Source organism: Streptomyces anatolicus (assembly GCF_019400875.1).
Taxonomy (GTDB): Bacteria; Actinomycetota; Actinomycetes; order Streptomycetales; family Streptomycetaceae; genus Streptomyces; species Streptomyces anatolicus.
In genome coordinates, this window is sequence record NZ_WMBF01000002.1 from 23,926 (window position 1) to 47,644 (window position 23,719).

At 70.6% G+C, this 23,719-nt stretch carries 21 protein-coding genes; 7 read left to right on the plus strand and 14 right to left on the minus strand.

Going from position 1 to position 23,719, the window contains the following annotated elements; genetic code table 11:
- Positions 1–7: 7 nt before the first annotated feature.
- Entirely contained in the window at positions 8–1,825 is a 1,818-nt protein-coding gene (locus GKQ77_RS00495; protein ID WP_258020650.1) for a CoA-transferase, read from the minus strand.
- Positions 1,826–1,866: 41 nt separating this feature from the next.
- On the minus strand, positions 1,867–3,201 hold the full coding sequence (locus GKQ77_RS00500) for a beta-ketoacyl-[acyl-carrier-protein] synthase family protein (RefSeq protein WP_219686575.1): 1,335 nt from the start codon (positions 3,199–3,201) through the stop codon (positions 1,867–1,869).
- Positions 3,202–3,412: 211 nt separating this feature from the next.
- Here GKQ77_RS00500 and GKQ77_RS00505 point away from each other — a divergent pair, with 211 nt between their 5' ends.
- The 3 genes from GKQ77_RS00505 to GKQ77_RS00515 are packed head-to-tail and all read left to right on the plus strand — an operon-like array spanning position 3,413 to position 6,062.
- Positions 3,413–4,732, plus strand: coding sequence for a beta-ketoacyl synthase N-terminal-like domain-containing protein (locus GKQ77_RS00505; protein ID WP_219686576.1), 1,320 nt, complete (start codon positions 3,413–3,415; stop codon positions 4,730–4,732).
- 11 nt (positions 4,733–4,743) lie between these two features.
- Positions 4,744–5,778, plus strand: coding sequence for a beta-ketoacyl-ACP synthase III (locus tag GKQ77_RS00510; RefSeq protein WP_219686577.1), 1,035 nt, complete (start codon positions 4,744–4,746; stop codon positions 5,776–5,778).
- A gap of 53 nt (positions 5,779–5,831) precedes the next feature.
- Complete coding sequence (locus GKQ77_RS00515; RefSeq protein ID WP_219686578.1) at positions 5,832–6,062, plus strand: acyl carrier protein; 231 nt, start codon at positions 5,832–5,834, stop codon at positions 6,060–6,062.
- A gap of 96 nt (positions 6,063–6,158) precedes the next feature.
- On the opposite strand, the gene GKQ77_RS00520 is transcribed toward GKQ77_RS00515, so the two are convergent.
- Positions 6,159–7,835 carry an MFS transporter gene (locus tag GKQ77_RS00520; protein ID WP_219686579.1) on the minus strand — a complete coding sequence of 559 codons (1,677 nt, stop codon included), beginning with the start codon at positions 7,833–7,835 and terminating at the stop codon, positions 6,159–6,161.
- Positions 7,836–7,988: 153 nt separating this feature from the next.
- Between GKQ77_RS00520 and GKQ77_RS00525 the strand changes: the two genes are divergently transcribed.
- Positions 7,989–8,672 (plus strand): TetR/AcrR family transcriptional regulator, encoded by a 684-nt coding sequence (locus GKQ77_RS00525; RefSeq protein WP_219686580.1) that lies wholly within the window; start codon positions 7,989–7,991, stop codon positions 8,670–8,672.
- Between the two features lie 162 nt (positions 8,673–8,834).
- Here GKQ77_RS00525 and GKQ77_RS00530 read toward each other — a convergent pair whose 3' ends face one another.
- The 7 genes from GKQ77_RS00530 to GKQ77_RS00560 form a co-directional block, all read right to left on the minus strand.
- Positions 8,835–9,854 (minus strand): serine/threonine-protein kinase, encoded by a 1,020-nt coding sequence (locus tag GKQ77_RS00530; protein ID WP_308117495.1) that lies wholly within the window; start codon positions 9,852–9,854, stop codon positions 8,835–8,837.
- 52 nt (positions 9,855–9,906) lie between these two features.
- The gene (locus tag GKQ77_RS00535) at positions 9,907–10,371 is read right to left on the minus strand and encodes a hypothetical protein (RefSeq protein WP_219686581.1); all 465 of its coding nucleotides are present in this window, start codon (positions 10,369–10,371) and stop codon (positions 9,907–9,909) included.
- Positions 10,372–10,550: 179 nt separating this feature from the next.
- Entirely contained in the window at positions 10,551–10,973 is a 423-nt protein-coding gene (locus GKQ77_RS00540) for a peptidase inhibitor family I36 protein (protein WP_219686582.1), read from the minus strand.
- 33 nt (positions 10,974–11,006) lie between these two features.
- Positions 11,007–12,092, minus strand: coding sequence for a helix-turn-helix domain-containing protein (locus GKQ77_RS00545; protein WP_219686583.1), 1,086 nt, complete (start codon positions 12,090–12,092; stop codon positions 11,007–11,009).
- Positions 12,093–12,253: 161 nt separating this feature from the next.
- The gene (locus GKQ77_RS00550) at positions 12,254–12,715 is read right to left on the minus strand and encodes a hypothetical protein (protein ID WP_219686584.1); all 462 of its coding nucleotides are present in this window, start codon (positions 12,713–12,715) and stop codon (positions 12,254–12,256) included.
- A gap of 57 nt (positions 12,716–12,772) precedes the next feature.
- A complete protein-coding gene (locus tag GKQ77_RS00555; protein WP_219686585.1) occupies positions 12,773–14,866 on the minus strand; it encodes an MMPL family transporter in 2,094 nt (697 codons plus the stop codon).
- A gap of 93 nt (positions 14,867–14,959) precedes the next feature.
- Positions 14,960–15,445, minus strand: coding sequence for a MarR family winged helix-turn-helix transcriptional regulator (locus GKQ77_RS00560; RefSeq protein ID WP_308117496.1), 486 nt, complete (start codon positions 15,443–15,445; stop codon positions 14,960–14,962).
- A gap of 534 nt (positions 15,446–15,979) precedes the next feature.
- Here GKQ77_RS00560 and GKQ77_RS00565 point away from each other — a divergent pair.
- Positions 15,980–16,138, plus strand: coding sequence for a hypothetical protein (locus tag GKQ77_RS00565; RefSeq protein ID WP_219686586.1), 159 nt, complete (start codon positions 15,980–15,982; stop codon positions 16,136–16,138).
- Between the two features lie 237 nt (positions 16,139–16,375).
- Here GKQ77_RS00565 and GKQ77_RS00570 read toward each other — a convergent pair whose 3' ends face one another.
- The 4 genes from GKQ77_RS00570 to GKQ77_RS00585 form a co-directional block, all read right to left on the minus strand.
- A complete protein-coding gene (locus GKQ77_RS00570) occupies positions 16,376–17,194 on the minus strand; it encodes a lasso peptide biosynthesis B2 protein (protein ID WP_219686587.1) in 819 nt (272 codons plus the stop codon).
- Positions 17,191–19,086, minus strand: a complete 1,896-nt coding sequence (locus GKQ77_RS00575; RefSeq protein WP_219686588.1) for an albusnodin/ikarugamycin family macrolactam cyclase — start codon at positions 19,084–19,086, stop codon at positions 17,191–17,193. The genes GKQ77_RS00570 and GKQ77_RS00575 overlap by 4 nt, the downstream gene beginning before the upstream one ends.
- Positions 19,087–19,103: 17 nt before the next feature.
- Entirely contained in the window at positions 19,104–19,307 is a 204-nt protein-coding gene (locus GKQ77_RS00580) for a lasso RiPP family leader peptide-containing protein (RefSeq protein ID WP_219686589.1), read from the minus strand.
- 397 nt (positions 19,308–19,704) lie between these two features.
- Positions 19,705–20,814, minus strand: coding sequence for an ROK family protein (locus GKQ77_RS00585; RefSeq protein ID WP_219686590.1), 1,110 nt, complete (start codon positions 20,812–20,814; stop codon positions 19,705–19,707).
- A 372-nt stretch (positions 20,815–21,186) separates the two neighbouring features.
- On the opposite strand from GKQ77_RS00585, the gene GKQ77_RS00590 reads away from it, so the two are divergent.
- Both GKQ77_RS00590 and GKQ77_RS00600 read left to right on the plus strand, forming a co-directional pair.
- Positions 21,187–22,590 carry a M20/M25/M40 family metallo-hydrolase gene (locus GKQ77_RS00590; protein WP_219686591.1) on the plus strand — a complete coding sequence of 468 codons (1,404 nt, stop codon included), beginning with the start codon at positions 21,187–21,189 and terminating at the stop codon, positions 22,588–22,590.
- A gap of 408 nt (positions 22,591–22,998) precedes the next feature.
- On the plus strand, positions 22,999–23,547 hold the full coding sequence (locus tag GKQ77_RS00600; protein ID WP_219686592.1) for a YciI family protein: 549 nt from the start codon (positions 22,999–23,001) through the stop codon (positions 23,545–23,547).
- Positions 23,548–23,719: the final 172 nt, after the last annotated feature.

The following is a 23,719-nucleotide window of genomic DNA, read 5'->3' on the forward strand; positions in this document are numbered from 1 at the left end:
GATCGCGTCACCTGTAGAAACCTTGCGGATCGAGACCGCGCAGCCAGGCGATCTCCGTCTCGGTGACCCGCGGTTCCGCCGTGCAGCCCGCGCTGCTCACCGGCCAGCGGGTCAGCGCCGCCACGGCCTCCTCGGGAGAGGCCGGGCCGTCGTCGAGTGGCAGCCAGGTGGCGAGGCGGAAGGGCCCCCGCGTGTCCTGCTCGCGCCGGAACCGCCCGAAGTGGCTGACCACTTCCCGTACGCGGGCACCGGGACTGGTGACGTAAGCGACCCGCTCCACGAACTTGCGCGGGGAGGCCGTGGACAGCACCAGGCAGTCGGTGCTCGTCGCGATGTCGTTGGCGCCGCCGGAGCCGGTCAGCCAGCGCCCGTCGGCCAGCAGACTGGTGTTGACGTTGCCGTCCGCGTCGACCTCACCGGCGGCCAGGACACCCAGGCAGCGCGGGTTCGCCGACACCATGCCGCCGAGGATCTCGGGGATGCCCACGAGCTGCTGGGAGCGCGTGGCGTGCAGCTGGCTGAAGAGGAAGACGTCGCCGGGCTCGGGGTCCATGCCGTAGAAGCCCAGCTCGGCGCAGACCGGTATCCGCACGCCCTGTTCGCGCAGGAGCGCGGCGGCGAGCCAGGCGGCCAGGTGGGAGACGCCGATGCCCGCGAGGAGGGTGTTGTAGCCGTCGTGCGTGACCCGTTCGGCGATGGCGCGGGCGCCCAGGACGATGGTCCGTTCCTGGCGTGTCACGGGCTCGGCGGCGATCGCTCCCGCGGGCAGCGGCACCGGGGGAGCGGCGGGCTCGCGCGGGGTGAGCGGCCCTGCGGCGAGAGTCAGTTCGGCGCGGCGCGCGTCGCCCAGCTTGCGTACGTACTCTTCATGCGAGGCGGGCTCCTCCACCCACTCGCGGTACCACTCCTTGGCGCCGTCCTCGGTGGCCAGGCGGTCGACGAGCTCGGTGAGGAAGGCGTAGTCGTCGCGGTACCCGCGCACGTCGCCGCGCTCGTCGCCGGTGGCAAGACCGCGCAGCGACTGCGGGTGTGCGCCCAGCGGCGCCTCGCACAGGGCGAGCACGCGCCGGCCGGGAATGACGACCCGTTCGGGGTGCCCGTCGGTGAAGTCGTCGGGCACGATGCGCTCCACCGAGGCGAGCACGCCCTGTTCGGCGGCGTACGCGCCCCAGGCGCCCTCGCCCGCGGGCGGCACCAGGACGATGTTGCCGCGCCGGTCCGCGCAGGCGCCGTGCACCAGGGTGAGGTCGGGACGCAGCCGCTCCACGAGACCGAACGGGCGCTCTTCGGCCGACTGTCCTGGCACGCGCAGGAACTTCGGCCGGCCGGTCGGCCGTTCGCCCTCTGGCACGGAGCGTGTCCCGGGGCCGTCGCCGGTGAGACCGCGCTCCAGGTCGCTGCCGATGAGCGAGGACGTCACGGCGTACGGCAGCCCCGTGGCCCCGGCCATCAGGCGCTGGGTGAAGCTGAGCAGGGACCACAGCTCGCAGGTGAAGGGGGTGTCGCGGGCCAGGTCGCGGTAGAGCGGGTTGGGGCGCGGCGTGGGGTAGGTGTCACCGAGGAAGCAGGTGATCAGATGCCTGACCGCGCCCGACATGGTCAGCGCGTGCATGGCCGTGTGCGTGGCCGACGTGCTGACGGTGAACTCGCCGCGGCCCGCGAACCGCCGCGCCAGCGCGTAGACCATGGCGTTGGGCCGCGCCATCGTCATGGCCAGGTGCAGATGCATCCCCGGCGTCACGTACCGGGACACCAGGGAGTCGACGTCGGGAACGACCTCGGGGACGGTGTCGGGGCGTGGCGCGGTGCCGCTGTGCGTGCTCATGGTCTCCTTCAGGGGTTCGGTCCGCGCGGGTCCGGCACCGGTCATGCGGCGCCGAGTGCCAGTACCGAGGTCTGGCTGCCGATGGCGAAGGCCAGCGACACCGCGAGTTCGGCGCGGGTGGCGCGGGCACCCTCGGCGACGTGGTCGTGGTCGCACTCCGGGTCGGGCACGGCGTCCGCGTAGTTGGCGGTCGAGCACAGGCATTGGTGGTGCAGGGCGAGTGAGGTGGCCGCCGCGTTGACCAGGGCGGCGGCGCCGAGGAGGTGCCCGTACACCGGCTTGACGGAGCTGAGGGGCGGCCAGGCGGAGCGCGGGCGGCCCTCGTACAGGGCGCCGAGCATCCGGCTCTCGGCCACGTCGTTCTTCGGAGTGGCGGTGCCGTGCGCGCAGAACCAGTCGACGTCGCGCGGGGCGCGGCCCGCGTCCTTGAGCGCTCCGGCGACGGCGGACGCGGTGATCTGCCCGCTCATGTCCATGCCGAAGGGGTGGGTGGCCTCGTTCAGGGCCCGGTGGGACAGGAAGCGGGCGTAGCCGCCCGCGCCGCGTGCCCGGGCATGGCTCTCCCGCTCCAGGCACAGGGCGACGGCGCCCTCGCCGAACGCGAAGCCCTCGCGGTCGCGGGTGTAGGGGCGGATCGCGCGGCGGGGGTCGGCCGACTCGGTCGACAGGACGCCGTCGCCCATCGCCTGGAAGGAGTGGAACACCAGCGGGGTCAGGGGGAATTCGTAACCCACCACGACCACGGCGTCGGCGGTGCCCGCGCGGATCAGGTCGGCGGCGAAGGCGATGGCGTGGTGCCCGCCCACACAGGCGGAGCTGAGCGTGGTGACGAGCCCGCGCACGTCGCCATAGATGGCGGAGAGTGTCGCGGGGGCGCCCGGCATGCCGCGCAGCATGGCGCCGCTGTCACCGAAGTGGGCCGCGCCGCCCGCCTCGTGGCCGTCGCCTTCTCGGTCGTTGAGGCTGTCGTCCTCCCGCAGCGCCTGGCTGACCCACTCCAGGGGGCCGCGTGAGGACGAGGCGATCAGGGAGAGGCGCAGCGGGTCGATCTCGCCGGAGCCGAGCCCCGCGTCACGGCGGGCCTCCTCGACGGCCGACATGGTCACCAGGGCGTCGCGTGTGTACCGGCCCGCGAACTTCTCGCTCAGCTCCGGCAGGAACTTCCGGTGGTCGAAGTCGCGCAGCTCGCCGGCGACGCGTACCCCCGTCCTGCCCGGTGCGCAGCGGGTCAGCCGGCCGAGCCGTGAATTGCCGTCGCGCACGTCCTGCCAGAATTCATTGACATGGGTCGCGCCGGGGAGCATGACGCCGATACCGGTGACGAGTACGGAGTCCCCGCGGTTTTTCCGTGCAGCGGATTCAGCCTGTGCAGCCATACCGGAAAGCTATCCGGCGGTCATTCACAGGACATCGGTCCACCGGTACCCGGGAGAATCCCCCCGAGGTACTTGAAGTACCAATTATTGATTTCAGTACCACTGATACCCCTGGCGGACGAAACCGGGTACCGGACGCCGGTTACGCACGGACGCGCACCGTTCTAGCGTCGACGACCTGTCGACAGCGGCACGCAACACAGGGAGTCTCATGGCGCATCAGCAGCAGGATCCCGGTCGCGACACACTGATCACGGGCATGGGATTCGCCCTGCCCGGCCCGGGAGGACTGTGCGCGACGCCCGCGCAATTCCTGGACATCGTCTCCACCGGCGCCTGTCACGTGGAGAATGACGGCGTCTTCTTCGGACAAGTGCGCACCGATATCGCGGATGTGAAGGAGCGTTATCCCGAACTTCCGGCAAAGGCCCTGAAGCTCTATTCCCCGGTGCAGTTGCTCGGCCTGATCTCCATGGCCGAGGCGTGCGGTGACGCCGGACTCGACTGGCGCTCGGGCGCCCTGTCACAAGCGGCGATCCTCGCGGCCCGCGACGGCGGTGACTGCTGGTCGGCGCAGTACGCCGACATCCTCAACACCGATCGCACCAGAGCCACCAAGGACGAGATCAACGACCTCGGCACCCGCCTCGCCCTCACCGGCATCCCCATGGACGTGGCCAACGTCCAGGTGTCGGTCGTGGCCGGGACCGGCCCCAACTTCACCGTCTCCAACGGCTGTACGTCCTCCGCGGTGCTGCTCGGCATGGCGAGCAGGATGATCGCCGACGGCGAGGTGGAGGTCGCGGTGGTCACCGGCGCCGACGTATTCGGCCTGGACTTCCTGCGGCACTACGCCGACCTGCTCGACCGGTACGCCGAGCTGAGCGCCGAAGAGGGCATCACCGTCGACGCCATGGAGGACGCCGCACTGGCGATGGGCGCGCAGATGCGCCCGTACGACAAGAACTCCCCGGGCTCCAACATGGGCAACGGCTCCATCACGCTCGTCGTGGAGAGCCGCGCGCACGCCGAGCGGCGCGGCGCGACCCCCTACTCCCGGATACTGGCGCAGCGCACCCGGCGCAGCCCGCAGCACAGCGCCTTCGCCATCGACCGCACGGGGACCGGCATGGTCCAGGCCGCCCGGGACGCCATGGCGGGCCTCGTCGAGGCCGAACAGATCGACTACGTCAACGGAGGCGCCGAGGGCGACCGCGTCTTCCACGAGACGGAGTCGAACATCATGCGCGGCCTCTTCGGGGACCGCGCGACCACGATGCCCGTCACCGTGCAGGAGGCCTGCTTCGGGCACAACGGCGGGCCACTCGGCGCTCTGGGAGCAGCGGCCACGTCCCTGATGATCCAGCGCGACCTAGTGTTCCCGACGGCCGGCTGCGTCGACCCGGACGACGCCTGCCTCTTCGACCCGGTGCCGGGCACCACCGCCCGGCCACTGCGCATCGATCACGCGCTCTCCTTCAACTACACCGTCGGCATGGTCAGCAGCGCGATCCTGCTGGGAAAGGCGTGAGGTCCGCCGCCATGAACCACCACAGGACACGCGCGGCCGTACTGGCGGGCGTCGCCGGCTGGGTGCCGCCCGGCACGGTCACCAACGCCGACCTGGAAGCCCGCCTCGACACCACCGACGACTGGATCCGCAGCCGCACCGGCATCGCCGAGCGGCACACCGTCCCACCGGGCATGGCCACGCGGGAGATGGCCGTCGAGGCGGGGCGGCTGGCCCTGAAGTCGGCCGGCCGCGACGACGTGGACGCGGTCGTCCTCGCGACGGCGACCCCGGACCGCCTCTGCCCGGCCACCGCCCCCGAGGTCGCTGCGGCGCTCGGGCTCGGCCCCGTCGCCGCGCACGACGTCGCCGCCGTCTGCGCCGGATTCCTGTACGCGCTGTCGGCGGGAGTCGGCGCGATCGCCGCGGGCTTCGCCGACCGCGTCCTGGTCATCGGCGCCGAGACCTTCTCCGCCATCGTCGACCCGCAGGACCGCAACACGGCCGTCATCTTCGGCGACGCCGCCGGAGCCGTCGTGCTGCGCGCCGGTGACCCCGACGAGCCGGGAGCCATCGGCCCGATCCGGCTCGGCAGCGACGGCACGCTCAGCGACCTCATCCAGATCCCCGCCGGCGGCGCCCGGCAGCGCGCCGCCCGGACCGTGCCCGAACCGAGCGATCACCACCTGCGGATGGAGGGCCGCAAGGTCTACCGGCACGCGAAGGAGCGCATGGCACAGTCGGCGCGCGAGGTCATCGAGCGCTCCGGCTGGACGGTCGAGGACGTGGACCGCCTGGCGACCCATCAGGCCAACGCGCGCATCAGCGAAGCCGTTGCCGACGAACTGGGCGTCCCGCGCGACCGCGTCCTTTCCAACATCGAGCACGTCGGCAACACCTCGGCCGCCTCCCTTCCCCTGCTGCTCGCCGACTCGGCCGCGGCGGGCAGGCTGCGGACGAACGACCGGGTGCTGCTCGCGGCGTTCGGCGGCGGGCTCGCCTGGGGCGCGGCCTCTCTGACGTGGCCGGACGTCACGGCCCTGGCCGTGCATACGTACCGCGGCTGAGGCGGACCAACCGCCCGTCCCACCCCACCGACACAGCGCCCCCGGAGGAAACGGTGTACGAATCGGTCAAGTCCCTGCTCACCGACGAATTCAAGATCTCCGAGGACCGGATAGCCCCGGACGCCACGCTGGAGGACCTCGGCCTGGACTCCCTGGCGTCGGTCGAGTTCGCCCTCGCCCTGGAGAAGGGATTCGGCGTGGAGATCACCGACGACGAAGTGGTCGAGCTGGAGCGGCTCGACAGGATCGTCGAACTCGTCGAGCGCCGCAAGCAAGCATCCTGAGCCGTGCCCAGGTCCCTGGAGAGCGCGGCGCGCACGGACCTGGGCACGACCACCGGACAGCCGGGGCCCGTTACGGGCCCCGGCTGCTTCCTGTGGTCAGGGCCGGTCCACGGGCGTTGGGCGGCCGTCGGCGGACCCCCTCGACTCCTGTTTCACCAGACCCACGCCGTCCTCGGGTGCGGCACCGCCGTCCTTGGTCGCCGCGGTGATCCGCCCCGCCGAGCGCGGGATGAACAGGAAGACGGCGATCGCCACCAGCACGAGGATGACGCCAGTGCCCAGCGAGGTGACGCCGAACGCGTCCGTGAACGCGACGTCGGCGCGCCGCTTCAACTCCTGTCCGGCGGAGCCGGGCAGGGCACCGGCCACTCCGACGGCATCGGGGAGGCCTTCGCGCGCGGCATCCATGGCCTTGGGGTCCACCCCGGCGACGGGGTCGTCCATCTCCTTGCGGAACAGCGCGGACGCCACGCTGCCCATGATCGCCACGCTCAGTCCGTTGCCGAGTTCGTAGGAGGTCTCCTCGATGCCCGCGGCGCCACCGGCGGTATCCGCGTCGGCCGTCGACATGATGGCGTCCGACGCGGCCGTCATGGCGCAACCCGCGCCGGCGCCGATGCCCGCGAGGGCGATGGCGAAGACCCAGTACTCGGTGTCGGGCTCCACGTTCATCAGGACGAAGAACGCGGCGCCGATCAGGCCCATCCCGATCATCATGGCGTACCGCGTTCCGTACCTCGGGACGATGACGGACATGATCGGGGCCCCGATCATGGTGGCCAGGAGCAGCGGCAGCAGCCGAAGGCCCGACTCCATCGGCGAGGCGCCGCCGATGAACTGCCAGTGCTGCGTGAGCAGCAGCATCAGCCCGCCCATGCCGAACATGGCGAGGACCACGGACACCACCGCCACCGAGAATGCCCGGTCGCGGAAGAGCGTCGGGTCGAAGAGCGGGTCGCGGATGCGCAGCACCCGCACCACCAGGGCGGTGAGCAGCACCAGGCCGAGAACGCCCGTGATGATCGTCTGCGCCTCCAGGCCCTTGGCCCCGCCGTGCTGAATCGCGTACACGAGGGAGATCAGGCCGGTGACGGACAGCAGCGCTCCCACGGTGTCCCAGCGCGGCGGATTCGGATGCCGGGACTCCGGTACCAGGGTCACCGCGGCGATCAGGGCGATGACCATGATCGGCACGTTGATCAGAAAGACCGAGCCCCACCAGAAGTGTTCGATCATGACACCGCCCACCACCGGTCCGACCGCGGCACCGGCCGCGGACATGGTGGCCCACACGGCCAGCGCCACCGTGCGCTCTTTGCGGTCGGTGAACACGTTCCGGATGATCGACAGCGTCGATGGCATGATGATCGCGGCGCCGATGCCGAGCAGCGCGCGGGCCGTGATCAGCATCGCGGGGCCGCTCGCCCAGGCCGCGGCGGCCGACGCGGCGCCGAAGACGAGGAAGCCGAAGCACAGGAAACGCTTGCGGCCCACGCGGTCGCCGAGCGTGCCGCAGCTGATGAGCAGACCGGCGACGACGAGCGAGTAGACGTCGACGATCCACAGCAACTGCACCGACGAGGGTCGGAGTTCGGTGCTGAGCGTGGGCAGGGCCACGTTCAGCACCGTCAGGTCGAGGGCGACGACGAGAAGGCTCAGTGAGAGGACGCCCAGCACCGCCCATCGGTTTTTCGCCCCGGGGACGCCGCCGTCGTCACCGCCCTCACCTCCTCCGTTGCCCGCGCCCCGCTGCTCATGCACCACACCGTCCATGACTGGCCTCCTTCGGGATTCCGTCAACTGGTCTCGTACGTCATACCAGCTATCGTACGTCGTACGAGACTGCGTTAGCATAGGACTGTGAATGAAACTTCTGGACGAGAAAACACACCGAAAGGCCAACCCGGCTCGATCTGGCTGCGCGAGGTGAAGCAGCGGCCGGCGAGGCAGCCGCTGAGCCGTGAACAGATCGTGCAGGCGGCGGTGCGTCTCCTGGATGAGGGGGGTGTCCGCAATCTGCGCATGCGTCAGCTGGCGGACTCGCTGAACTCGGCACCGATGTCGTTGTACTGGCACGTGTCGACCAAGGACGACCTGCTGGAACTGGCCATCGACGCGGTGTTCCCCGACCCGCCGGCCCGGTCCGGCACGGGGGACTGGCGCGACGACATCAAGGCGGGCGCGACGGATCTGTTCGAGGTGCTGCTGCGGCACTCCTGGATGATCGAGCTGATGGGCGGTCACCCCCCGGTGGGGCCCCGCGCCCTGGCGCACACCAGCGCCATCATCGAGATCCTGGAGCAGGCCCACTTCTCCCCGAGGCAGCTCGACTCAGCGCTCTCGGCGATCTACTACTACACCGTGGGCGCCGCCTTGTCCGAGGCGTCCTGGCAGGCGATGGCCCGCCAGAGCGCCGAGAGCGAGGAGGAGTGGGTGAGCCGCCTCGGCCCCTACCTCGGCATGGCGACCCAGTCCCACCCGGCGTCCCTGGGCGACTACGTCAAGCGCAGCGCTTCCAGCAGCACGGGCCAGCGCTTCCACGACGGCCTCGAATGCATGGTGTCCGGCATGGGGCAGATGCGTTCCCAGGACTGTTCCCAGGACTCCTGAGCCCCTGCCGCGCCGGCATCGCGGCCGACGTCCACCCGGTCCGGACCGGGGAGCCGGTTCGGACCGGGGAACCGGTTCGGGTCGCGGTGGGCGGCGGACAGCGTCAGGGCGTCGGTCGCACCGCGGTGGGCCTCGTACGTGCCGCCGGCGTCGGACCGAGGGTCACTGATGGTCGAGGGCGTACCCGACAGCCAGGACCAGCGAGACCACCAGCATCATCGCGCCCAGCTTGACCCACGGCGCGAAACGTCGGCGCCGCGCGGGCCTCGGCCCGACGGTGGGCCCCGCCCCGACCTGCCGCACGACGGGACTCCTCGCCGGCATCGTGGGAGTCGCGAACGCGGCGGGGGCGACGGGGGGAGGCGGCGCCGCGGTGCCGTTCAGTTGGGCCCGCAGCTGGTCCATGGTCAGGCGCGCGGCTGGATCCTTGTGCAACAACCCGTCGAGTACGGGGCCGAGCGCCCCCGCCCGCACAGCCGGAATCGGCGGCTCCGTCACCACGGCGACCAGAACCGCGCTCGGGGCAGTGCCGGCGAACGGAGCGTGGCCCTCCACGGCGGCGTACAGCGTGGCACCCAGGGACCAGAGGTCGGACTCGGCCGTCGCGGGCAGGCCCCGCACCTGTTCGGGTGCCATGAACGCGGGCGTGCCCATGATCATGCCGGTGGCGGTGAGGGTGGCATCCCCCTCAAGGGCGGCGATCCCGAAGTCGGTCAGGACGACCCGGTCCCCTTCGAGGAGGATGTTGGCGGGCTTGATGTCCCGGTGCGTGATGCCCATCCGGTGCGCGGCACCGAGCGCGGCCGCCACCTGCCGCCCGACCTCGGCGGTCCGCTGGGGCGTGAGCGCGCCCTGTGCCTCGATGAGGTCGGCCAGGGACCCGCCGTCCACCAACTCCATGACGATCCAGGGCCGTCCGTCGGGGCTGGATACCCGGTCGTGAACGGTGATGATCCCCGGATGCTTCAGCCGTGCGGCGGCGCGGGCCTCGCGGTCGAGCCGGGCGATCCAGTTCTGCCGCTCGGCATCGCCCAGATGCTCGGGCAGCCGCAGCTCCTTGACGGCGACGTCCCGCTCCAACTGCTCGTCGTGGGCCTGCCATACGGCGCCCATGCCGCCCTGACCGAGCAGTTGGCTCAACCGGTAGCGGCCCGCGAGGAGTTGCCCGTGATCGTCGTCCACGCAGGGAAATATAGCCGGGCCGCCCGCACCCGGCCTCGCCAAACCCCTTGCCCTAGAAGGAGGTTGGCGGGGACACCGCGGTGATGAACGCCTCGATCGTGCGGCGGCGCGCGGTGAGGAAGGCGAGCCAGGAGCCATCCGCGTAGTGGACGCGGAAACGAGCCATGAGCTGGAGGCGAGGGCGGCGCTCCACCTGGGTGACCCAGGTGCGGGGGACTTCCCAGACGGGGGTGCCGTCCTTGATCTGTACGAGGCCGACCCGTTGGTCCGTCACCCGCAGCAGCAGAGCGTCGCCGGACGTGGACGGCATCGCCGCCGCGATGCTCTGCGCGCCGCCGGACTGGGCGCCGTACCGGTGCATCAGATGGTCACCGACCATCCCACCGATCCTGCCGTGCTTGAGTTTGACGCCTTCAGCGCTCTTCACCGGGACGACGATGCCATGAGCGAGCAGCCGCTCACCGGCCGCCAACTGGCTCTGGGCGGACTGCTGCTGGATGGATATGACCTCGGGCAAGACGGCGGTTCCCCTCCGGGGCAGAGAGCGGCCCATGTGGACGACGCCGAACTCACCACCGGCTCATGAGGAGGCGACCGCCTCGACGATAAACGATCACAGTGTCGTGGGGCGAACAGGAAGCGCCCACTGACCGCCCCCCAACCGGTCAGTGAGCGCTTCGGCAGGCTCCCCCGGGCTCAGCAGTCCGCGAAGACGGAACTCATCACGTCCTCGTCCGCGCGCGCGAGGTCACCCTTGAACCATCCGGGGACGGTGCCCAGATAGCCGCTGTAGTCGCTGTGCTTGTAGATGTGGATGCGGGTGGGTGTCCGGTTCCAGGCCGAGCTGGCCCGGTCCTGGAACCACGAGGGCACCTTGTGGTGGCCGCAGCTCGGCACCACCCACAGCCAGCCCCCGCCCCCGTCGTTCTGGAAGAAGCAGGAGCCGCTACCGCACTCCGACCAGGCCCGCGCGCTGTAGTCGCCGCCACTAAGCCGGTACAGGCCCTCCACGCCCGCCACCTTCGTCACACGGGTCTCCTCGGCGCTCGCCGCTGCCGGCGCGGCGAGTGCGAGAACGGCCGCCGTCGCCGCGACGCACGCCGCGATCCTCTTGCGCATGTCCCCTCCTGAAGTCGCTGGAATGCCGTGCGTTCACTGTGACCCGTGGCGGCCCGCCGATCGTCGGCAACGAGCGCACACTTGCTGCACATCCAGCGCACGCGCCCACGCCCGGGCCCGTACCTCGCTCGGCGGGAATCCGTACGCCCTGCGGAAGGCCCGGCTGAAGTCCGCGGGGTGACGGAACCCCCAGCGTGCGGCCGTCGCGGCGATGGTGCGCGTGCCCAGCGCCGGATCGGCCAGGTCCGCGCGGCAGCGCTCCAGACGCAGGCGCCGGATCATGGCGCCCACGGTCTCCGGTTCGTGCCGGAACAGGAGGTGGAGGCTGCGCACGGAGAGGTGGTGGTGGGCGGCGATGGCCGCGGGGAGCAACTCCGGATCGCCCAGGTTCTGTTCGATGAAGATCTTGATCCGGGAGCGCAGCGCGGCCTTGCGGGTCTCCGTGGGCAGCGCATCCTGGGCCCCGAGCCGCCCCGCGAGGACGGTCGCGGCCAGATCGACCCCGAGCACACCGAGCCGGGCCAACTCCGCCGGGCCACAGGCGCGGGCGGCTGCCGGCAGCCCGGCCAGGTACGAGCCGAGCAGCGCCGCCGACCCCGCACCGGTGCGGGTGGACAACGGCTCGGCCAGCAGCCGGTCCGCCCGGCCGCCCGCCAGCGGCAGTACCGTGCGCGGCAGCCGCAGCAGCGTCAGACGGGTCTGCCGGCCTCGGTCGAGGAAGTCGCAGACGAGCGGCGCCGAAGTGGTGAACAGACTCATGTCGCCGCTCTCCAGGCAGGCCACGCCGCGCCCTTGCTCCAGCCGGATGGGGCTTCCGTGGACGAGGACGACGTAGTACTCCTCCGGATCATGGCGGCGAATGTGCGCGGGGGAGCGGCGGGCCACCATCGGGGAGAAGGCGAAAGCGGCCACCTGGCTGTGCGGCATCCCCACGGCCTCCACGCTGCCCCGGAAACGGGTCGCGTGCGTGCTCTGGATCGCCACCGGCATGACCTCGGCGCCGACCATCTGGGCCCACCAGTCGAACCGCTCCGGCGCCGGCACCCCGTCGGTGCTCGCGGACACCACAGGCCCGTCCCCGCCCTCGCTCTGCCGCGCCGCCTCATTGATGCTGGACATTCAACGATGCTCACGGCTTGCCGCCCCGCCGGAAAGCCGCAAGCCGGACAGATGACGGCGAGAAGCCGAGGTGCGCCAGGCGGTCACCTAACCCCCGCCAGACACCGACGAACCCCCTGGCACAGCCGTCCGGCGGTGCCAGGGGGTTCAGTCGTGACCGTTCAGAGGACTCCGCGCGTGGCACGGGTCAGAGGGCCCTGGGCGCGCCTCACGTTGGCGCCTCCCAGCGCGTAGGCACCGGCCAGCATGGCTACGGCACCACTGCCGACGCCCACCGCGATCGCCTTGCGGTTCTTGAGCACCGTCCATGTCGTTGTCGCCGCTTGCACGGTCTTCTGCGGTACGGCGGACAGCAGTTCGCCTCCCGCCTTCGCCTTCTCGCCGAGCGTCGCGCCCACGGACGTCACGCTCTTCCCCGCCTCGGCGACCGATGACTTGGCGTCACGGGCCGCGGAGCCGGTCTTGGCGGCGGTTCCGGAAGCCGTCTTGGACGCGGAACGGGCGGTGCCTCCCGCGGTCTTGGCCGCGGTGGCCTTGGCGCTCTCCGCCTTGGACCGGTCGGCCTTGTCTCCCGTCGAGGTGTCACCTACAGGACTGGTTCCGTTTTTCGTCGATTCACTCATGCCCTCCGTCTGACCCCGTCTCACGGCTCGAAACAAACATGTGTCCCTACGCCGCCGCTACTGCCCCGGCACGTGGACGCGCCCGGGCCACCACGCCCGGTCGCCGATGTCGCGGACCAGCGCGGGGACGAGGAGCGAGCGTACGACCAGGGTGTCGAGGAGGACGCCGAAAGCGACGATGAAGGCGATCTGGAGGAGGAACGCGAGGGGGATGACGCCCAGGGCGGCGAACGTAGCGGCCAGGACGACACCGGCCGAGGTGATGACACCGCCGGTCGCCGTCAGCCCGCGCAGGACTCCCTCGCGCGTGCCGTGTCGTACGGACTCCTCGCGGACCCGCGACATCAGGAAGATGTTGTAGTCCACGCCGAGGGCCACGAGGAAGACGAAGCCGTAGAGCGGCACGGAGGCATCGGTGCCGCTGAAGCCGAACACGTGCTCGAAGACGAGTGAGGACACCCCCAGGGTGGCGACGAAGTTGAGGGCGACCGTCGCGACCAGGAGCAGCGGCATGAGGAGCGAGCGAAGCAGGCCGACGAGGATCACGAGGATGATCGCGAGGACCACCGGCATGATCAGCAAGCGGTCGTGCTCCGCGGTCTGCTGGGTGTCGTACTGCTGGGCGGTGTAGCCGCCGACGAGACCGTCGGCGCCGTCCACCCCGTGGACCGCTTCGCGCAGCCGCACCACGGTCTCCTTGGCAGCGTCGCTGTCGGTGGGGTCCTTCAGCGTGACGTCGAGGCGTACGCGCCCGTCGGCCACGAGGGGTTCGCCCGCACCGGGGCGGCCGGACGCGGTCACGACCGAGGCCTCGGCCACACCGTCCGTCTCCTTCACCACCGCGGTGACCCGGTCCAGCCGCGACGCGTCGACGATGACGACGGCCGGGTTCCCCGAGCCGCCGGGGAAGTGTTCGCCCAGGGTCTTCTGCGCCGCCACGGAGGGCGCGTCGTTGACGAAGATCTCGTCCAGTGGGACGCCCTTGGAGTGCAGGTTGGGCGCGAACGCGGCGCACGCGCACAGCGCGGCGAGCGTCCATGCCCAGACCTTGCGCGGCGAACGGTCCACGGTCCTCGCCACCTTGCGCCACACGCCGTGCCCGGCCGTGCCCTCCTGGGCGGCACGGGGCCTGGCGGGCCAGTACGCGGCGCGCCCGAGCAGCAGCAGCGCCGCGGGCAGGAAGGTCAGCGCGCTCAGGACGGCACAGGCGATGCCGATGGCGCCGACCGGGCCGAGCGCCCGGTTGTTCGCCAGGTCGCTGAGGAGCAGGGCGAGCAGGCCGAGGGCGACCGTCGCGCCACTGGCGACGATGGGACCGGTCGAGCGGCGCAGCGCCGAGCGCATGGCGGTCACCCGGTCACCGGCGAGCGCCAGTTCCTCGCGGAACCGGGCTGTGAGCAGCAGCGCGTAGTCGGTGGCGGCGCCGATGACGAGGATGGACAGGATGCCCTGCACCTGCCCGTCGACGCGTACGACGTCATGGTCGGCCAGCGCGTAGACGATCGCGCAGGCGAGTCCGAGCGCGAAGACCGAGCCGATGATGATGACGAAGGGCAGCAGCAGACTGCGGTAGACGAGCAGCAGGATCAGCAGGACGGTGACCAGGGCGACGCCCAGGAGGATGCCGTCGATCCCGGCGAAGGCGTCGGACAGGTCGGCCTGGCTGGCCGCCGGGCCCGCCAGGCGCGCGGTGGTTCCGGGGACCTTGGCCGCCGCCTTCTCGATCCGCTCCAGGGCCCTGGGCAGCTCGTCCCCCAGATCGGGCCGCAACTGCACGATGCCCTGCAGCGCGCGGCCGTCCTCGGCGGCCAGGGCCGGCGAGGCGCGGCCCGTCGTTCCGGGGGAGCCGTCCAGCGAGCGCAGGGACCGGGAAGCCGCCTTTTTCTGAGCGGCGGTCAGCCGCTGTGCCCGCTGGTCGTCGGCGGCGGTCCATACGACGACGGCGGGCAGGGTCTCCTTCTGGTCGAAGGCGCGTCGCGCATCGATGACCTGGGTCGATTCCGCGTTCTGCGGGAGGAAGGCGGCCTGGTCGTTGGCGGCGACCTCTCCCAGCTTCCCCGCGTAAGGACCGAGCACTCCGCCGATTCCCAGCCAGGCGGCGAGGAGGACGAGGGGGACGAGCCAGCGGGCGAGACGTGCACCGGCGGACATGTAGCTCCTAGAGGTAACTCAACCATGAACTATCTCAATGATTGAACCAAATTGCCGGTCGGGTGGCCGCCCTGTCAGCCGGCCGGCTTGGCGTCAGAGGGGGGAGGGAGGGCGTACGTCCGAGAGTTCCTCGTTGAGCGCCGTCAGAAACCGCATGACGACGTTCAGTTCCTCGGTGTCGAAAAGGGCCCGGGTGCTCTCCGTGGCGACCGCGAGCGGCTGGAAGAAGGCGCGGGCCGCGGAGCGGGCACTGTTCTCGTAGTGCAGATGAACGACCCTTCGGTCCTGGCTCTCCCGGGAGCGCCGGATGTGCCCGGCCCGCTCGAGCCGGTCCAGGCACGCGGTGACGGCGCCCGAGGTCAGCCCCAGATGCGTCCGCAGCCGCCCCGGGGTCATCGGCTCGTCGGCGTCCAGGATCGCGCTCAGGGCCTGGACATCGGTGGCGTGCAGATTCTGGCCGACCGCGAAGGCTTGCACCACGCGGTTGAGCTCGCCGTTCATGCGGCGCAACTGGACCGCGAACGACTGCAGGTCCGTCGCGGTGCCGCTCTCGTCCGTCGAGTCTTCGGTAGATGCCACGTGATCAGCCTATATACCCGCCGCCGAGCTTCGGGTCGCGGCAGCGGGAGCATGTGATTTGCGTCACATTTAGCGAGTGTGGGGCGCTGGCTCGTACGCGAGAACGGCGTCGCTACCGGGCATGCGCCGCACTATTCGATGAGGGCGGAGGGTGTTCACTCTCCGTTTGCCTTCGAATCGGGTGCTGGGCGCGCTCCGGTGGGGGCTGGGGCGAAGGAAGGCTCACTCACGGTTCGGCGGCGCGAGACGGGCTGCTTCTCTGGTGTCCGTTGAGGTGAGGTCAGAGGCAGAGAGCGGTCTCAAATTTCGGTTCACGTCGTGACATCATGCATTACTCGTCGTAGATAGGCGAATTGAAGTGCGACGCGGAGTTGATTCCCTCGGAATGGGGCTCATGAGGCGCGTGGGGGCGCGGCAAAGGCCATTGTCTTGCGGCAGGTTGACGACAACACTGTTCTTCACACGGAGTTTCTGCCGCATTCCCGGATCGTCGGGTATCGGTGTCGACGCGTGGGGAAGGTGAGGTGAAGTCAAATGGGTATGAAGATGACGATGACCACCCGCTGTTCGGTCTCTGTGTGCTGGCAGCACGTGCGAGTGGTCATCATCGTCATGGTCCTCGTATTTCTGAGTGTGATGGCTCATGGAGACGGTGACATGACGCTGGTCGACGCGCTGTTGCCGCGCGTCTGAGGGGCGAGCAGGTCCCTCCCATGGGGGCGGTTGCCGGGAGACCGGTGACCGCCCCTTCACTTTGTCAGGCTAGCGCACAAAGTCTGGCCGTTGAAGGGGAATCCCCTCGCAATCTCCCCGGTGTTCTTGGAACTATCCGGTAGGGGACCCGGCAGGCGTCAGGCGTATGCGAATTGAACACGGCAGCGGGAAGAGAATGCGGATGGACCCCTTCCCGCAGCCGATTCGACCACCACATCAGCTCACGGAGAGAACACTGCGGAATTCGGTGTTGCCGTACTCGTCAGGTGAGGCGATGGCGACTCCCCGCGCCTTCACCCACGCGTGGAAACGGTAGGGGTCGTCCGCCGTGCCGATGCACCACGCCACCCGCCGGCCGGTCACGGCCAGGGCCAGGAGCGTGGCCAGGGACAACTCCAGGCAGGCGGCGCGTCCGGGGTACCACCGGGCTGCCCGCCGCACCGCGGCGAGGAAGGCTGCGGCCTGCTCCGGCGTGGCCTCCCGCCGGCACCAGGTGCGTGCGGTCCAGCGCACCGTCCGGGAGACGGTTCGCAACGGCAGCCGGATGAGCAGCAGGGCGCCGAGCAGTGCGACCAGGCTGAGCACCGCGGTCACGGCGCCACGAAGGGAGCGGTCGCCTCCGTGGCGCACCGGTTCGGCGGACATGGTCATCTGGGCTGCGACCAGGGGCACTTCGGCGACGGGCGGAGCCTCGCCCTCCGGCGGAGGGTCGGACGCCGGGTACGGGTGTGTGCGTGCTGCCGCCGCGAGGGGCGTGCGGCTCGGGGCGTGCGCGGCGAGGAGGCCACGGCTGATCAGGTCGTCGGCGAGGCGGCGGGCGTCCTTTTGGATCCGGTCGTGTCGCACATCCGGGTAACGGCCGGCCAGCACCAGCACCGCGGCGTCGAAGTTCCCGCTGCGGTGCCATTCCTGCCAGAGGGCGTGAGCCATGGAGTTCATCGCGAAGCAGTGGCCGGACCGCACGTCCAGCAGCACGCTGCCACCGTGCGGCGAGGTGCTCTCGCGGACGTACTCGGACACGCTCAGCCGCGTCATGACCGCTCCCGCCCGCTGTCGTCGGCCGTCAGCCACAGGTCCGCGCCGAGCAGACGGTTGAGCGCCGGGAAGGGGGCGGCCAGACCCGCGACCGCCCGTTCGACCGAGGCGATCACCCGCGAGGGTTCGATGATTCCGAGTTCGGCCAGCGGGGATCGGAGGAGCCGCGCTCTGATCTGCGTCGCTGAGCGGCGGACGCCGTGGTAGTTCTCGGCCGCGTAGTCGCCCTTGGTCCTGCGCCGCAGTACGGGGTCGGGGACCAGGCCGGTCAGCGCGGCCGCCAGCAGCGGCTTGGCGGCGAAGGGGTCGATGCGGTGCGCCAACGGAAGGCGGGTGCAGGCCCGTACGACCTCGCTGTCCAGGAAGGGCGCGTGCGGCCAGATGCCGAACGCGCGGGCTGTGGCGGTGAACTGAGCCTGCACGGCGGCGGAGGTGCGCAGCTCGCACAGGACTGCCCGGATGCCTGGTGTCACGGGCGCTGCAGCGGGGTCGGTCGCTCGGGCACGCTCCTCGGCCAGTTCGGCCAGGTGCCGACGTGCGCGGGTGGTCAGCCAGGCCGTCTCCGGTCCCGGGGCCGGCCACCAGGCAACCGCGTCCGCCCACCGCGGCGGGTGGTCCAGGGGCTCGTCGAGATGGGAGGCGAGTTCACTCATCGCCTGGTGCAGGGGAGTGCGTGCGAGGCGTCTGGCGCGCAGGATGACGTCTGCCGGCGAGAGCTGACGTATACGGGCCAGCGCGCGCCCGTCGCTCAGGAGCCGGCGCAGTCCGGCTGTGGCCGCGATGTCACCGAGGTAGGAGGGGGGCGCGGCCAGCAGTGCGTCACCGCCCTCGCCGGTCAGGTGGATGCCGGGGCCGCCGCGCGCGATGTGGTCAAGCCGCAGCCGTTGCCGGGCGCCGATGACCGCTGCCGGGTCGGGCTGGTCCGCCGGGCCGTGCCCGGGCAGGCCGCTGTAGGGCAGGGAGTCCGCACTGCCACGGGTCACGGCGAGCCGGACCGAGGGGGTCTGCTCGGCGTGGGCCAGGGCGTTGGCGAGGTCGCCTGCGGGGGCGTCGGGGTGGTGGTAGACGAAGGCGTCCAGGGGTGGCCTGCTGGTTGTGCGGGCGGTCAGGAAGGCCAGAGAGGTGGAGTCCAGGCCGCCGCTGAAATCCGAGGTGATCCGTGGGGCGGTGTCGGTACGCAGGGTAACGGCACGCGTGAGGGCTGACCGTAACTGGACTGCGCTGTCCTCGAACCGCGTGCCGGGGTCAGGGGCGAGGTCCTCGTAGATCCAATGGGTGCGGTCACCGGAGGGAGTGACCCTCAGGGCCTGGCCGCCACCGAGCCGGCGGATTCCGTCGTACGCCGTGCGCCCTTCCGTGAGTTCGGGAACCGCGGGGCAGACGATGTGCGCGGCGAGCGCGGCCGTGTCGGGCCGGCCGCCTGCTCCGCACAGGGCCGCCGCGGTCCTGGCCCGGGTGGACAGAACCGTGTTCTGGCCGTGGCGCCCGTAGTAGAGGGGAAACTGCCCCGCCGGGTCGGCATACGCGGTGAGGCGGCCGTCGTCCTGGACCACGATGAGCAGGTAGGCGCCGGGCCATCGGGTCAGGCGCTCCCAGCGGCCGTCCTGCACGGCCCGCCGCAGGTCATGACGCATCGTCACTTCGTCGGCGAGGCACTGGCCGACGGCGGCCAGCCGGGCGTGTGCGCACTGTACGGTGCGGACCTCACCGGGGTGCCAGGGCCCCCAGGACCAGAGCAGGGGTTCGCCTGGCCACAGGCGTGTGGCTCCACGCGGCGCCGGGGCAGGTGCCGTCGACAGCAGTCCCGCGATGGTGGGCCCGTCGGGAGGGGGAAGGACCGGAGACGGGCAGCGCGGGTCCGTGGCTGCGGCGGAGGCCGCGGGTCGGGGCATGACAGATATCCGGAATATCAGTAGTAGTACTGGGCGTTGGCATCGGCACTTCCGCTGGGGGAGCTGCCCAGAGTCACCTCACGGACATGACCCAGGTCGACCAGCATCGGCGGTTCGTAGGCGGCGGGTTCCCCGGGGGGCGGCACGGCCTCGGCCTTCACCGTTTGTCGCGGATACTCGAAATCCTCGTACGGGGATACGGCAATGGGTTCGTTGGTCATGAGACCGCCTCGGGTCAGGGGCATCAGCTGCCCCGGAAAAAGGATCGGAACGGGAAAGGCGCGCGCCGGCCATCCCGGCGTCGTCGCGGCCCCAAAGTGTAGCGATTCTCCAGCCTCTCCAGGTGCCGAACAGGCCCGCGATCGCAGGTGCTCCGGCCTGGCAGTTCCCGGGCTTGTTTCCTGGCGGAAGAAAGGTTTTGGGTCCCGCCCACGGGTCCGCTCACGGCAGGTTGACTCATTCGGACAACAGCGCTCACTTATTCGAACGAAGGCGGCGGTGACATCGGGTCCTCGGCGCCATTTCGAAGAAGAGAGGGGCCTGCACGGCACGCCGGCCATCGAGCATCTCCATGAGCGCCCGCGGCGCGGGTGGGATACGGGTACGACAGCCGGGTGTCTAGGTGTTGTTGGCCGCGTGCTCCATGCCGCGCAGTCCCAGGATCAGAGCGCCCTGCGCTTCGGCCCGGGTGTCCAGTTCGCTGAGGTCGAGGACGAACTCGGAATCCTCGGCGACCGCACCGGGCAGTGCGAAACGGCGCAGGGACTCCTTGCAGCCCTCCAGCAGCAGCGGACTCTGGGCGAGCTGACCGCCGATCACGACAAGGTCGGGGTTGAGCAGGTTGCACAGCTGGGCCAGGGACTGCCCCAGGGTTCGGCCGGCGTCGTGGATCACCCGCATGCAGACCGCGTCCTGCGCCTGGGCGGCTGCGATGACCTGCTCCAGCGTCTCTGGTGCGGGCAGGCTGTTGCGGGCCCGCGCGGCACGGACCTGCGCGATCAGCGCGTCGGCGCCGATCATCGTCTCCAGGCAGCCGCGTCCACCGCACTGGCAGACCGCGCCGTGGGGGTCCACGGTGAGGTGACCCAGTTCCCCTGCCATGCCGCCGTGGCCCCGCAGCACGCTGTTGTGCACGATGATGCCGGCGCCGATGCCCGTCGACGCCTTCACGTAGACCACCGTCTCGGCGTGTTCCCTCGTGCCGTAGGTCTGTTCGGCCAGCGCGCCGAGGTTGGCGTCGTTGTCGATGAAGGCGCGCACGCCCAGCCACGTGCCCAGGTCCTTCGCCGGGTCGTCGCCCGCCCGCCAGGGCGGCAGGATCGGCGGGGTGAAGCCGCCGGTGCGCGGGTTGATCATCCGGGGTACGGCGATGCCCAGGGAGAACACGTCGGAGCGGTGCCGCTCTGTTCCTTCGATCGCCTCGACGATCATCTGCTTGACCTCGGGCAGAGCCCGCGACCAGCCCCGGCTGACGCCCTCCGAGCTGACCCGCGAGGTCGCCTGGTCGAATTCCTTGTCGAGTCTGCGGGCGACCACGGTCATGTGGTTGAACCCGAGGTGCACGCCCACGCCGACCTGGTTCACGGCCGAGAGGCAGACCTTGCCGCGGTCCTTGGTGGTGGGCACGAGGCGGACCTTCACGAGGTCCTGGACCGCGGCCGACACCGTGGCCTGCGAGAGCAGGGAGCGGTGCGCGATGTCGGCCTGGGTGCCGGACTTGATCGCCACGGCGAGAAGGACCTTCCTGCGGTTGGCTGCCCGGGTGGGGCCGGCCGCGGGCAGTCGCCCCAAGAGATCGTCCGCGTTCGCCATTGGCCCCCCAGCCCCCGGTATCCGCATCTCGATTTTTTAGATCGAGGACCAAATAATATCAGCCGAGCCTTCAATTCGAACCGGCTTTGGCTTCGAATAGTTGAGGCGCAGTGGGGTGACCGGTGGGGCTTCTGGGTGCCCCGATGTGCGTCGGCGATCTTTCTTGCGGTCCGAAATTGGCTGAAATTATGCAGAGAAAGTAATTGGCGTGGGCTTTTTTGATCAGGATGCTCTTCGATATCTCCCTCACCCTTGCGGCGAGTTGGAGTGTCCATGACGATGAGGCGCATGTCGCAGCAGACGGGCACGTCCCGGCGTACGGTCCTGACCGCGGCCGCGGCCGCCACCACGGCCGGAGCCGTCGGCCTGCAGACGGGCACCGCCACCGCGCGCGACGGCGGGCGGCCCACGGCCCAGGAACCGCCGCGCGAACTGCGCGCGATCCTGCGGGAGATCGACCACCGGCGCATCGAGGCGACGGTGCGGCGGCTCGCCGCGTTCGGCACCCGGCACACACTGTCCTCGCAGGACGACCCCGTACGCGGCATCGGCGCCGCACGCAACTGGATCCTCGCCGAGCTGCGCCGCCACGCGCGGCCCTCGGCTGGGCGGATGACCGTCGAACTCCAGTCGTACGTCCAGGAACCGGGCCCCCGCATTCCCGCTCCGACTCGCATCACCAACGTCGTGGCCACCCTGCGCGGTTCGGCCTCCCCCGACCGGCTGTACGTCGTCTCGGGGCACTACGACTCGCGCGCCAGTGACGTCATGGACTTCACGAGCGATGCGCCCGGAGCCGACGACGATGCCTCCGGGGTCGCGGTCGTCATGGAGCTCGCGCGCGTCATGGCAACCCGGCGCGTGGCCGCGACGCTCGTGTTCGCGGCCGTCGCCGGCGAGGAGCAGGGACTGTTCGGCGCGGCGCACATGGCGGAGCGGTTCAAGCAGCGCGAGGCCGACATCCAGGGGATGTTCACCAACGACATCGTCGGCAGCTCCACCGCCGACGACGGCACCCGCGACCCGCGGACGATCCGCCTCTTCGCGGAGGGCGTGCCCTCGTCCGAAACACCGGAGGACGCCGCCGTCAGACGTGCGGTCGGCGGCGAGAACGACTCGCCGGCACGCCAGCTCGCCCGCTTCGTGGAGGATGTGGCCGCGAACGACGCCACGGGAATGCGGGTGCGCGTCGTCTACCGCCGCGACCGCTACCTGCGCGGCGGAGACCACATCCCCTTCCTCGAACGCGCCTACCCCGCAGCCCGGTTCACCGAGCCCGCCGAGGACTTCGCCCACCAGCACCAAGACGTCCGCGTGGTGGACGGCAAGCAGTACGGAGACCTGCCGGAGTTCTGCGACTTCCCGTTCCTCGCCCGGGTCGCCCGCGTCAACGCCGCGACCCTGTGGAGCCTCGCCCAGGCCCCCGGCACCCCGCGCGGCGCGAAGATCCTCACCGCCGCGCTGACCAACGAGACCGAGCTGGTGTGGGAGCGCGCCACCGAGACCGATCTCACCGGATACGAAGTCGTGTGGCGCGAGACCACCGACACCGACTGGACCCATGTGATCGACGTCGGCGACGCCACCCGGCACACCGTCGACCTGTCCAAGGACAACGTCTTCTTCGGCGTACGCGCGGTCGGCCACTCCGGCCTGCGCAGCCCCGTAGCGTTCCCCGCGCCGCAACGCTGAGGCGCCCCAAGACCGGCGAGCGGTCGCACGGTCGGCTCACCAGCCGTGGGGCGACGCGGCCGCTCGATGCCGCAGGCGTGCTCGCCACGTACGTCTTCTGCACCGCCGAGTCCTTCAAGGCGCCGGTGCCACCAAGCCCGCCCACCAGCCCGGCGGCAGCCACGGGACGGTACTGCTCGACCCCTCCGGCCAGCCCTTCTGCATCAGCGCCGCCGACAACAAGGGGTGATGCATCCCCTGGTCCGCGCAGGCCGGGCTGGACACCGGGGCGAGCCGGGGTGGAGCGAGGGTGATCGCCGTCGAACGGCCGGGCCGGGACCACCGTCTACGTGACCGGGCGGCCTGGACCTCCTCGTCAACGCCGAAGCCAGTTGAGATGGTGCCTGTGATGGGCAAGGGTCTGTGGTCATGGAGTTCTTCTGCTACCACCGTGACCGGCCCGGCTCCCTCGCGTTGCGCGAGGAGTTGGGGGAGAAGCACTGGTCCTACATGGACCGGTACGCGAAGGAGCTGATCGCTCGCGGCCCGACCTTGGCCGATGATGGTGAAACCCCCACCGGCAGCGTGCACATCGTCGATCTGCCCGACCCCGCCGCCGCCCGCGCGTTCGCCTTCGACGAGCCCAACTACCAGGCCGGTGCGTACCGGGACGTGCTCCTGCGCCGGTGGCGCAACGTGCTGGGGCGCACCATGTGGGATTTCCCCGGTGGCCGGACCGACGGCAACCGGTACCTGGTGCTCGGCCTCGGCGAGGGCCCGGCCGCTGACCTTTCCCTGCCGCTCGACCGGGACGACCTGGTCGCATACGGGCCGCTGCTGTCCGACGACGGCGACACCTGGCTGGGTACGGCCGTCCTGCTCAGGGCCCCGGATCCGGACACGGCACGAGCCGTCCTGACCACGGACCGGTACGCGGACATCGAGGTCCACAACTGGGAGTTCGGCGGACGCCGATGAGCCAAGAAGGCGCGGGGTGATGTCATCGCAGGTGCACATTGACGCCCCCCACCCACGCCCAACCGGGATGCTGGAATTGCTGGTGGGCCCCAGGGCAGGCATGAAGGGTGTCGAGTTGTGGCCCGCGGGCACGACCGTTCTTCAAGTGACTGAGTGCACGGTCATCGCGTCC

Bases quoted from the DNA above. Each gene is read 5' to 3' on its own strand.
- GKQ77_RS00540 (WP_219686582.1), bottom strand. From the start codon at position 10,973: ATGCGCAAGAGGATCGCGGCGTGCGTCGCGGCGACGGCGGCCGTTCTC.
- GKQ77_RS00500 (WP_219686575.1), bottom strand. From the start codon at position 3,201: ATGGCTGCACAGGCTGAATCCGCTGCACGGAAAAACCGCGGGGACTCC.
- GKQ77_RS00565 (WP_219686586.1), top strand. From the start codon at position 15,980: ATGGGTATGAAGATGACGATGACCACCCGCTGTTCGGTCTCTGTGTGC.
- GKQ77_RS00495 (WP_258020650.1), bottom strand. From the start codon at position 1,825: ATGAGCACGCACAGCGGCACCGCGCCACGCCCCGACACCGTCCCCGAG.
- GKQ77_RS00555 (WP_219686585.1), bottom strand. From the start codon at position 14,866: ATGTCCGCCGGTGCACGTCTCGCCCGCTGGCTCGTCCCCCTCGTCCTC.
- GKQ77_RS00580 (WP_219686589.1), bottom strand. From the start codon at position 19,307: ATGACCAACGAACCCATTGCCGTATCCCCGTACGAGGATTTCGAGTAT.
- GKQ77_RS00590 (WP_219686591.1), top strand. From the start codon at position 21,187: ATGTCGCAGCAGACGGGCACGTCCCGGCGTACGGTCCTGACCGCGGCC.
- GKQ77_RS00570 (WP_219686587.1), bottom strand. From the start codon at position 17,194: ATGACGCGGCTGAGCGTGTCCGAGTACGTCCGCGAGAGCACCTCGCCG.
- GKQ77_RS00575 (WP_219686588.1), bottom strand. From the start codon at position 19,086: ATGCCCCGACCCGCGGCCTCCGCCGCAGCCACGGACCCGCGCTGCCCG.
- GKQ77_RS00520 (WP_219686579.1), bottom strand. From the start codon at position 7,835: ATGGACGGTGTGGTGCATGAGCAGCGGGGCGCGGGCAACGGAGGAGGT.
- GKQ77_RS00510 (WP_219686577.1), top strand. From the start codon at position 4,744: ATGAACCACCACAGGACACGCGCGGCCGTACTGGCGGGCGTCGCCGGC.
- GKQ77_RS00550 (WP_219686584.1), bottom strand. From the start codon at position 12,715: ATGAGTGAATCGACGAAAAACGGAACCAGTCCTGTAGGTGACACCTCG.
- GKQ77_RS00545 (WP_219686583.1), bottom strand. From the start codon at position 12,092: ATGTCCAGCATCAATGAGGCGGCGCGGCAGAGCGAGGGCGGGGACGGG.
- GKQ77_RS00505 (WP_219686576.1), top strand. From the start codon at position 3,413: ATGGCGCATCAGCAGCAGGATCCCGGTCGCGACACACTGATCACGGGC.
- GKQ77_RS00600 (WP_219686592.1), top strand. From the start codon at position 22,999: ATGGAGTTCTTCTGCTACCACCGTGACCGGCCCGGCTCCCTCGCGTTG.